Origin of the sequence: Spirosoma sp. (genome assembly GCF_048594605.1) — a bacterium.
Lineage (GTDB): Bacteria > Bacteroidota > Bacteroidia > Cytophagales > Spirosomataceae > Spirosoma.
Genome location: NZ_JBMDWV010000131.1, coordinates 1 through 9,011, shown reverse-complemented (window position 1 = coordinate 9,011; position 9,011 = coordinate 1). Strand labels below are relative to the sequence as shown.

The following is a 9,011-nucleotide window of genomic DNA, read 5'->3' as shown; positions in this document are numbered from 1 at the left end:
CACCATTCGTGCCCTCCCGCTCGAACAGAAACGGTACGGCATCCAGCCGAAATCCATCAACGCCCACCTCGCACCAGTAATCAATCATACTGAACACTTCTTCCTGAACCAGCGGATTATCATAAGTCAGATCGGGCTGGTGATGGAAAAAGCGGTGCCAGTAATACTGCTGCGCTTCGTGATCCCAGGTCCAGTTGGAATTTTCGAAATCCTGGAAAATAATCCGGACATCTCCATACTGGGCAGGGGCGTCGGTCCAGACGTAGTACTCGCGTTCAGGCGAACCCTTGGGCGCTTTCCGGGCGCGTTGGAACCAGGGGTGCTGATCAGATGTATGGTTGATGACCAACTCCGTAATGACTTTCAAATTACGTTGATGCGCTTCCTGAAGCAGAGTTTTAAACTGCTCAATTGTACCGTACGATGGGTTAATGGTGTAATAATCGGCAATGTCATAGCCATCATCGCGTAGGGGCGATGGATAAAAAGGCAACAGCCAGATGGCCGTAACGCCCAGTTCCTGCAGGTAATCTAGCTTTTCGAGCAGCCCCTGAAAATCACCAATACCGTCGCCATTGCCATCGCAGAACGCCTTAATATGGAGTTCGTAAATAATGGCGTCTTTATACCAGTGAAGACTGTCTTGCCGTTCATTGCTGTTGTTTGTCATAGTTGCTTGTGAGTAAGGTCTGTTCTTTACCTGCCACTACGTCTTTGCAGGCTGTTTCGCCCGAAACAATTGGATACGTATCTAATTCTGGTCTAATTCTGGCAACTTCCGACTTTGAGCTAAAAATCTGCTTACAATCTGCTTAGAAACTCCTTAGAAGGATGCATTCTCTTAGATATTGCCTGAAATTCAATTGGTTTGCTGGTTTTCTAAGGAGTTTTTAAGTTTTGCTTAAGTCCCTTCTAATGCCCTGACGCGTTATTTGTCTCATTACACTGCGCGTTCAGTAGCGCGACACTCTTGATGCAGACATTTAAATCCTCTTTTACCCGATTACTCATTGTTTCCTACCGCTTACCGTTCACGATTCAACAAATCGACGTTGGAACAGAACTGCGGCAGAATTCAGGCGGATTAGTGTCGGCTGTATTGTCAATGGCGGAACAGATGGGGCAGAGGGCGTGCTCAACAACTAAAATTCACTGGGTTGGACATGGCGATACGTCGCTGGAACAGGCTGATCCGGCTACTCTGGAAAATGATACGTTTGTAGCCCATCCGGTTTTTATGGATGAAGAGGTTCATAATGGTTTTTATTACGGGTTCAGTAATGACCTTATCTGGCCATTATTCCATTACTTTCCCTCTTACGCTTCGTTTAAAGAGACGGACTTTCAATATTATCAGCAGGCCAACACACGATTTCTGGAAGAACTAACCGCTCTGATTGAGCCTGGTGATCTGGTCTGGATTCACGATTTCCAACTGATGATGCTGCCCGATATGGTTCGGCAGGCGATGCCTGATGCGACGATCGGGTACTTTTTCCATATCCCCTTCCCAACGTACGAGATTGTCAAGTTGCTGCCCCGCACCTGGCGCTACCTACTACTTAAAGGCATTTTGGGTGCTGATGTGATCGGCTTCCATACCACCGATTACGTCCAGCATTTTCTGCAAAGTGTTTCCGACGTACTGGATCTGCCTATGATTGGCTCACGGATCGTTTTGCCCGACCGGTCGGTTGTGGTGAAAGATTTCCCGATCAGCATCGACTTTCATAAGTTTAACGAAAGCAGTCAGGAAACGGACGTAGTAAATACCGGCGAGCATTATCAACAGCTACTTCGCCACAATAAACTTATTTTTTCGGTTGACCGACTCGACTACACAAAGGGAATTATTTATCGACTGCGGGGGTTTGAATGGTTTTTACAGCACAATCCGGACTGGCACGACAAGGTAACATTTGTAATGACCGTAGTGCCATCGCGGGATAAGATTGGTCAGTATCAGGAACTCAAACGCGAGATCGAAGAAACCGTCGGTCGGATTAATGGCCGGTTTGGTACGATTGGATGGCGCCCGATTGTGTATTCCTATACGTCGTTGACTTTTACTGAACTGCTGGCTTTATACACGGCCTGCGACATTGCCCTGATTACGCCAATTCGGGATGGCATGAATCTGGTGTGTAAAGAGTTTGTTGCCAGTCGCCATGATCAGAAAGGTGTCCTGATTTTGAGTGAGTTGGCGGGAGCCGCGCAGGAGTTGCGGGATGCGCTGATTATTAACCCAACCGATACGCAGGAAGTAGCTGATGCCATCCGGCAGGGTCTGGAAATGCCCCAGTCAGAACAGGAACGGCGGATGGTAAATATGCGGAAACATCTGCAAAACCATACCGTATTTCGGTGGAGCCACAACTTTCTTACCGCTTTCAACGACGTATTACGTGAACAACCCGAGCTGGAAACTGATCTTCCGGTACAGGCTTTTGTCCGGTCGTTCGAAGAATCTCGTCAGCGGTTATTACTGTTGGATTTCGATGGTACGTTAGCCCCGATTGTGAACAACCCGGCCGATGCCAGTCCGTCTGAAGTGATGAAAAATGTGTTAGCGTACTTAGCAGAAAGTAGCGAAGTAGTGGTCATCAGCGGGCGCAATCGGGCCTTTCTGGAAAAAACATTCGTGGGTATTCGCGTTCATTTAGTCGCCGAGCATGGCGCGTTCCTGAAAAAACCAGATCAGGCCTGGGAACTACTCGATTTATCAACGGATGATTGGGTGGGCAGCGTTCGGTCTATGATGACGCCTTTTGTGGATCGCTTTGCGGGGTCCTTTATTGAAGAGAAAGAAACCGCTCTCGTCTGGCATTACCGAATGGCGGAGGCTGAAGATATTGAAGGCCAGGCCATCGAGTTGGCCAATCAGTTGCGTGGCGCTTCTTTCTCCATTCCACTGTCGATTATTCAGGGCAACAAAGTGGTGGAAGTCAGGGCCGCACAGCACAGTAAAGGAACGGTCGCGCACACGATTCTAGAGCAGAAATCCTACGACTTTATTGTCAGCATAGGCGACGATACGACGGATGAAGATATGTTTCGTCAGTTGCCTAACTGGGCGTTTACCGTGAAAGTTGGACCGGGTCAATCCTTTGCCCGCTATCGGCTGGCTCGGCAGCATGACGTAGAAGTCTTACTGCAACAAATGAGTAACGTGTTGGTAACCAATGAATAGTCTAAATTATCGGTGCTTGTTAAGCCATTCAGTTTCTTCAGTCATAGCGTCATACGTATCGTTTCGTTGCTGTTTTTCTTTCTTGAGTCGCCGACGTAAATGACCGTAGTGGGGAGGTAGTGGGTCTGTATGGGAGGAGCGATAGCCAAACCATGCGCTGCTAAAATAACTCAGAACACCTAGAAGCAGAATTACGGCAGTGATAATAAAGTACGTCATAGTCAGTCTGTTGGCTTAAGAACGATTGTCAGGTAGATTCACAACGACTGGCTGTATCCGTCAGTGAGAAAGCGGGATACAGGCCAACGTTGCTAAAAGCGCTCAAGGCTATTGCCGGAAAAAGTAATAGAGATAAATAAGGGAGACCTTAAAGAGAACTTAGAATTTACTTAGAACGCCCATGCGACAAACCAGTTTACATGGTAAGTTCCTGGTTACTGGACAATTAGCAACATAAGAAGCAAACCGTTTCACAAGCACATGAAACTATTAGTAGTTGAAGACGAGGTTAAAACGCTTCATGCCATTCAGCAGGGCCTGGAAGAAAGCCAGTTCGAAGTTGATATTGCCTACGATGGGCTGATTGCCCGGCGGCTAGCGTTGAAAAATAACTATGCCGCCATCATTACCGACCTGATTCTGCCGGGTCTGAACGGATATGAACTCTGTCGACAGTTACGGGCAGAGGGGCTCACCACACCTATCTTAATGCTGACCGCACTGGGCGAGACGGAGGATAAAATTTCTGGATTTGACGCTGGTGCCGACCAATACTTAACCAAACCCTTTCAGTTTGCCGAGCTACTGGCGCGAATTCGAGCGTTAACCAAACGCGGTATGCAGGTAACCATGACGGCACAGACACTACGATATGGAGGTGTTGAAATGAACCTCGACGCTAAAACGGTTACGCGTAATGGGCAGCCGATTGAGTTAACGGCCCGCGAGTTTGCCCTCCTGGAATTTCTGATGCGAAATCAGGGGCGTGTACTGTCGAAGCCGGAAATTGCCGAACACGTCTGGGATCTGAACTTTGATACAGGCACCAACGTCGTGGAGGTTTACATCAATTACCTCCGCAAAAAAATTGATCGCGACTTCTCCAAAAAGCTGATTCATACCCATTTTGGGATGGGGTATATGTTCAAAGAAGAATGACCATTCGCAAACGACTCACTTTGCGGTTCACAGGTCTGGTATCCAGTATTTTACTGCTGGCGTTTGTGAGTATTTATGCGTTCTGCTGGTATTTTATCTCATCCGACTTCTACCGTCGACTCGACCGAAAAGCTACCACAATCGGGGATATGCTGGTTCGCCATCGGCTGGATGCACGGCTGGTTCAGCAGCTGAGCCAAATTCGAAAAGATCAGTTACCGAGTCAGAAAATCATTGTATATGACAACCAGAACTCGATCATTCTAAATACGAACGATCGGATAGCCCTAACAATACCGAAATCAGTTATTACTCGTATCCGGCAAAACAAACGCAAGGATTTTCAGCAGGATGGCTTCTATCTGTCAGGTATCCGGTTTATGACGGCTTCCGGGCAGTTGGTCGTGGTGGCCAGCGCAAAAAATACCTATGGCGACGAATTTTTAAGACGACTCCTTTGGTCATTGACTGGTCTTTTTTTTCTGATTGCAGGCATGACGGCCTTTTCGGGTTGGTTTTTTGCCGGTGACGCACTACGTCCGATGCAACAGATTGATCAGGTCGTCAACGCCATTTTTCCGAACAATCAGGACGAGCGTTTGCTGGTAAATCAGGAAAATGATGAAATCAGCCGACTCTCCACGACCATCAACCGGCTGCTGGATCGGGTGGCGGAGTCGTTCCGGCTGCAGCGAATGTTTGTTGCCAACGTATCGCACGAGCTAAAAAATCCGCTTACCCAGATCAGTTCGCAACTGGAAGTCAGCCTATTGAACCAGCGCAATCAGGAAGCCTACCGCCAAACTATTCGCTCAGTGCTGGAGGATGTTGGCGAATTGACGACACTAACTCATGAGCTGCTTCAACTCTCGAAAGTCAATCAGGACGGGGCGTCGAGCCTGCTGACTGATGCAGTACGTATGGATGAAATTATCTGGGACATTCGCGACCAGGTAGTGAGCTTGCATCCGAATTATGAGGTAAACGTTGAGTTTGGTACGTTGCCCGATGAGCCCGACCAGCTAACGATGCAGGGCAATAAAACGCTACTGGAAACGGCCCTGAAGAATCTGACTGAAAACGCCTGTAAATTTTCGGATAATAGCCAGGCGATGGTACGCGTAAATTTCAATCAGGATTCAGTACGTATCCAGATTCAGAATACGGGAGCCCCCATCCCCGTGATCGACCTGCCGTATATTTTCGAGCCTTTTTACCGAAGCCGCCAAACGGCCGATGTACGGGGCTATGGCGTTGGTCTATCGCTCGTTGAACGAATCATTCGCCTGCATGGAGGCCAAATCAGCGTTACATCGACAATGGGGCAACCGACAGTTTTCTACGTTGAATTAGCTCGATTAAGCTAATTCTCTAAGCAGATTCTAAGGAGTTTATCAGCGAATCTTAAGACGTATACAGCATTTTTGATTGTTTACTAACCCATTTATTGTGTAAACAACATAATGCCATGATTCATAGCACTTCATCGTATCTGTATACTCCATTTTTTCCGCCCGGACCCGTTTCTAAGGCTACTCGAAACCGCGACAAGAAACTGTTTAGCGAAGAGCCGCCCCAAAAGCCGGATTGGCTGATGGTATTTATGGGTATCTTGTTCCTACTGACGCTGCTACTGCTCTGGATCGTCGATATTCCTCATTTGTTACAATAAGTAGAATTTGGTTAGCTTCAATCGTTCGCTTATTCGACCAGCAGCTTTATTTTTTTGCTTTTTGTACGGCTTTGCAGCCAGCGTTCAATCCTACGTTTTTCAGCAGCCGTGTGCCTACGGGAAAACCGTGCGTACACCAACATCACCGTATCGGGTTGATTACTGGTGGCGTTCATCACCAGCGACCGGGCAGCCGTAAACGTCTGCACATCCGGCATAAGGGTTTTGAGTTCGTTCCGCAGATCGGCCACCGGCAGCCGGGAGGTTTGAGTCAGGTCAATATACCGACGTAGTGAGTCGATCGTATGGTCTTTTCGGGTAATGGTTGCTTGGCTGTATTGAATGACCTGATCTGCCAGTGTCGTTCGAAGGGCGTCTACATTGATTTCTGTATCTTTAAAATTACCCTGTTTGACAACTAAATTCGCCTTTTCCAGGCCATAAGCTGGCATTTTGGCACGTAACAGGTTGATGGAGTCTTTGGGGAGTGGCTCTCCAACCAGCGAGAGTTCCAATGTACTTTGTTGCCGGTTAAAATGGGCGTCATATTTAATCACTTGTCGGTACTGAAAATTACATTCGTTCGTGACAAAGCGCTTGGCCGATTGTTCAAAAATCGTTTTGCGAACAATTTGATAACCTAAGTAGCTACTGGGAACAACGACAATGAGCACGGCCAGCCAGATGGTATGCCGAACCCGCCGTTCCACATCAGCCGATGGGTATTCTTTCTGATGAAAATTCAGAAACCGGACAATCAGAAAAGTAGCTAAACTGATGCAGACACTGTTGATAAGAAATAGATAGAAAGCACCGGCAAAATAATACAGGTTGCCCGTCGACAGGCCGTAACCGGCTGTGCATAGGGGCGGCATAAGGGCCGTAGCAATAGCAACGCCCGGAATCACGTTGGTGACTTTATCCCGACGCGAACCCGCCACAATACCTGCCAGTCCGCCGAAAAAAGCAATGAAGGCATCCCAGACGGTGGGCGAGGTACGGGCCAGTAATTCCGACTGGGCAATGTGCAGTGGGCTGATGAAAAAGTAAAGGGTTGAGGTGAGCAGACTGATAAATACAGCTATGCTTAGGTTTTTCAGCGCTCGTTGAATCATCGTCAGGTCATTGATGCCAATTCCCAGGCCGATACCCATAATTGGCCCCATCAATGGAGATATCAGCATAGCGCCGATAATAACGGCCGTGGAGTTGACATTGAGCCCAATAGACGCAATAAAAATGGCAAAAATGAGTGTCCACAGGTTAACGCCCCGAAACTCAATGCCCCGGTTAATTGACTGAATGATTCCTGCTTCGTCAGCTTTGTCTTCTTCCAGACTGAAACGCTCACGAATCATCTGGCTGAAACGGGTGAGTGGATCGGTACGGTTGGTTCGTGAACTTCTGGGGTCGTTAGCGATCATCGTCTGAGCCGGTTAAGGAGGTTACTGATATAAAACGAGTGCTTTTAATGGAAAGTTAATGTATCCTTGTGTAAATCTTATGTCACGTTATGAACGTATTTACGCTGATTACCTTGCTGATTGTGATATCGGCGCTGTTTGCTTATCTCAATACGCGCTGGCTTAAACTACCCGATGCCATCGGTATTATGGTACTGTCGCTGGGCTTTTCGGCAGTGCTGATTAGTATAAACGCCATTCAACCCACCTGGTTTACGCTGGTACGTCAGACTGTTGCCGAAATTGATTTTGGCCGCGTTCTGTTCGATGTCATGCTGAGCTTCCTGCTCTTTGCCGGTGCTTTTCATACGGATGCCACGCAACTACGGGTCGAACGCCGATCTGTAATGCTGTTTGCCTTGGTAGGCGTACTGCTGAGTACGACGCTGGTCGGTACAGGACTTTACCTGGTAGCGGACTGGTTGGGTTTCACGTTATCGTTTACGTTATGCTTACTATTTGGTGCGCTGATTTCGCCCACTGACCCGATTGCCGTTTTGGGAATTCTGGCCAAGTTTAAGCTACCGGAAAGTGTTAAGCTGAATATTGTAGGTGAGTCCTTGTTCAACGACGGAGTAGGCGTAGTCGCATTTGCCACCATTTATCAAATTGTAGTTAATGGATCTGAGAGCATTAGCATGGGCGAAATCGCGCTCTTATTTCTGGAAGAAGCCGGGGGCGGAGTGCTGTTTGGACTAGCCTTAGGCTATGGCATGTACTGGCTGTTGCGATCCATTAACCACTACCAAACCGAAGTCATTATTACTATAGCGGGCGTAATGGGCGGTTATTTACTGGCCCAGAAACTACACATTTCCGGACCACTGGCTATGGTCGTCGCGGGTTTATTCGTGGGTGACCATGCCCGGGAGGAAGCTATGAGCCATCAGACGGAAGAGTATGTTGATAAGTTCTGGGAATTGATCGATAGTATTCTCAACGCGTTACTGTTTGTACTGATCGGCCTCGAACTACTCATCATTGATTTTCAATCGGGTTTCTGGCTCATATGCGTCGTTACAATTGTACTGGTTTTACTGGCCCGATTTATTTCAATCTGGATTCCGTTCCGACTGGCCCGGCGCTGGCTCGATCTTGATCACAGAGCGCCAATTATGCTGACCTGGGGTGGATTGCGGGGTGGATTATCGATTGCGATGGCCCTGTCTATTCCGAATGAGTTACCCCAGAAGGACCTGCTGGTTACCATCACGTATGGCGTAGTTTTGTTTTCTGTTATTGGGCAGGGATTAACTCTGGAACGACTCATTCGACGGTTATATCCAGCAGAGTCATAATAGAATGACGGATTTAAGGTGTCTTATTCGGCTTTAAAGGCAAGATTTCAACGAAAATAATAGTTAATCCATTGCTTCCCGGACGAAACTGGTTTTCAGGTGTTCGTAAAAAGAAACTGGGTCAACCAGCGAGGCTGCTCCCTGCGCCATAAGACCACCCAGTAGTAACTGAAAAATAGCTGAGTGACGGTCGGTCATTTCCAGCACCAGAATGGCCGCCGTAAAGGGTG

The 9,011-nt window shown here is 47.9% G+C and carries 8 protein-coding genes; 5 read left to right on the top strand and 3 right to left on the bottom strand.

All coding sequences use genetic code 11. The features are described from left to right. On the bottom strand, window positions 1-670 hold a 670-nt coding region (locus ACOJS8_RS08190; RefSeq protein ID WP_420148053.1), incomplete at its 3' end, for an alpha-amylase family glycosyl hydrolase. Window positions 671-973: 303 nt separating this feature from the next. Here ACOJS8_RS08190 and ACOJS8_RS08185 point away from each other — a divergent pair. Next, window positions 974-3,190 (top strand): bifunctional alpha,alpha-trehalose-phosphate synthase (UDP-forming)/trehalose-phosphatase, encoded by a 2,217-nt coding sequence (locus ACOJS8_RS08185; protein ID WP_420148052.1) that lies wholly within the window; start codon window positions 974-976, stop codon window positions 3,188-3,190. 6 nt (window positions 3,191-3,196) lie between these two features. Here the strand turns inward: ACOJS8_RS08185 and ACOJS8_RS08180 are convergent, their stop codons facing one another. Then, the gene (locus ACOJS8_RS08180; RefSeq protein ID WP_420148051.1) at window positions 3,197-3,409 is read right to left on the bottom strand and encodes a hypothetical protein; all 213 of its coding nucleotides are present in this window, start codon (window positions 3,407-3,409) and stop codon (window positions 3,197-3,199) included. A gap of 261 nt (window positions 3,410-3,670) precedes the next feature. Between ACOJS8_RS08180 and ACOJS8_RS08175 the strand changes: the two genes are divergently transcribed. From ACOJS8_RS08175 to ACOJS8_RS08165, 3 genes are all read left to right on the top strand, one after another. After that, the gene (locus ACOJS8_RS08175; protein ID WP_420148050.1) at window positions 3,671-4,348 is read left to right on the top strand and encodes a response regulator transcription factor; all 678 of its coding nucleotides are present in this window, start codon (window positions 3,671-3,673) and stop codon (window positions 4,346-4,348) included. After that, window positions 4,345-5,715, top strand: a complete 1,371-nt coding sequence (locus ACOJS8_RS08170; protein ID WP_420148049.1) for an ATP-binding protein — start codon at window positions 4,345-4,347, stop codon at window positions 5,713-5,715. Before ACOJS8_RS08175 ends, ACOJS8_RS08170 begins: the two co-directional genes overlap by 4 nt. A 101-nt stretch (window positions 5,716-5,816) precedes the next feature. Then, entirely contained in the window at window positions 5,817-6,020 is a 204-nt protein-coding gene (locus ACOJS8_RS08165) for a hypothetical protein (RefSeq protein WP_420148048.1), read from the top strand. Window positions 6,021-6,049: 29 nt separating this feature from the next. On the opposite strand, the gene ACOJS8_RS08160 is transcribed toward ACOJS8_RS08165, so the two are convergent. Then, the gene (locus ACOJS8_RS08160; RefSeq protein ID WP_420148047.1) at window positions 6,050-7,444 is read right to left on the bottom strand and encodes a DUF389 domain-containing protein; all 1,395 of its coding nucleotides are present in this window, start codon (window positions 7,442-7,444) and stop codon (window positions 6,050-6,052) included. An 89-nt stretch (window positions 7,445-7,533) separates the two neighbouring features. Between ACOJS8_RS08160 and ACOJS8_RS08155 the strand changes: the two genes are divergently transcribed. Then, complete coding sequence (locus tag ACOJS8_RS08155) at window positions 7,534-8,781, top strand: cation:proton antiporter (RefSeq protein ID WP_420148046.1); 1,248 nt, start codon at window positions 7,534-7,536, stop codon at window positions 8,779-8,781. Window positions 8,782-9,011 lie beyond the last annotated feature (230 nt).

Coding starts and splice junctions, on each gene's coding strand:
- ACOJS8_RS08170 (WP_420148049.1), top strand. CDS start 4,345: ATGACCATTCGCAAACGACTCACTTTGCGGTTCACAGGTCTGGTATCC.
- ACOJS8_RS08160 (WP_420148047.1), bottom strand. CDS start 7,444: ATGATCGCTAACGACCCCAGAAGTTCACGAACCAACCGTACCGATCCA.
- ACOJS8_RS08175 (WP_420148050.1), top strand. CDS start 3,671: ATGAAACTATTAGTAGTTGAAGACGAGGTTAAAACGCTTCATGCCATT.
- ACOJS8_RS08180 (WP_420148051.1), bottom strand. CDS start 3,409: ATGACGTACTTTATTATCACTGCCGTAATTCTGCTTCTAGGTGTTCTG.
- ACOJS8_RS08155 (WP_420148046.1), top strand. CDS start 7,534: ATGAACGTATTTACGCTGATTACCTTGCTGATTGTGATATCGGCGCTG.
- ACOJS8_RS08185 (WP_420148052.1), top strand. CDS start 974: ATGCAGACATTTAAATCCTCTTTTACCCGATTACTCATTGTTTCCTAC.
- ACOJS8_RS08165 (WP_420148048.1), top strand. CDS start 5,817: ATGATTCATAGCACTTCATCGTATCTGTATACTCCATTTTTTCCGCCC.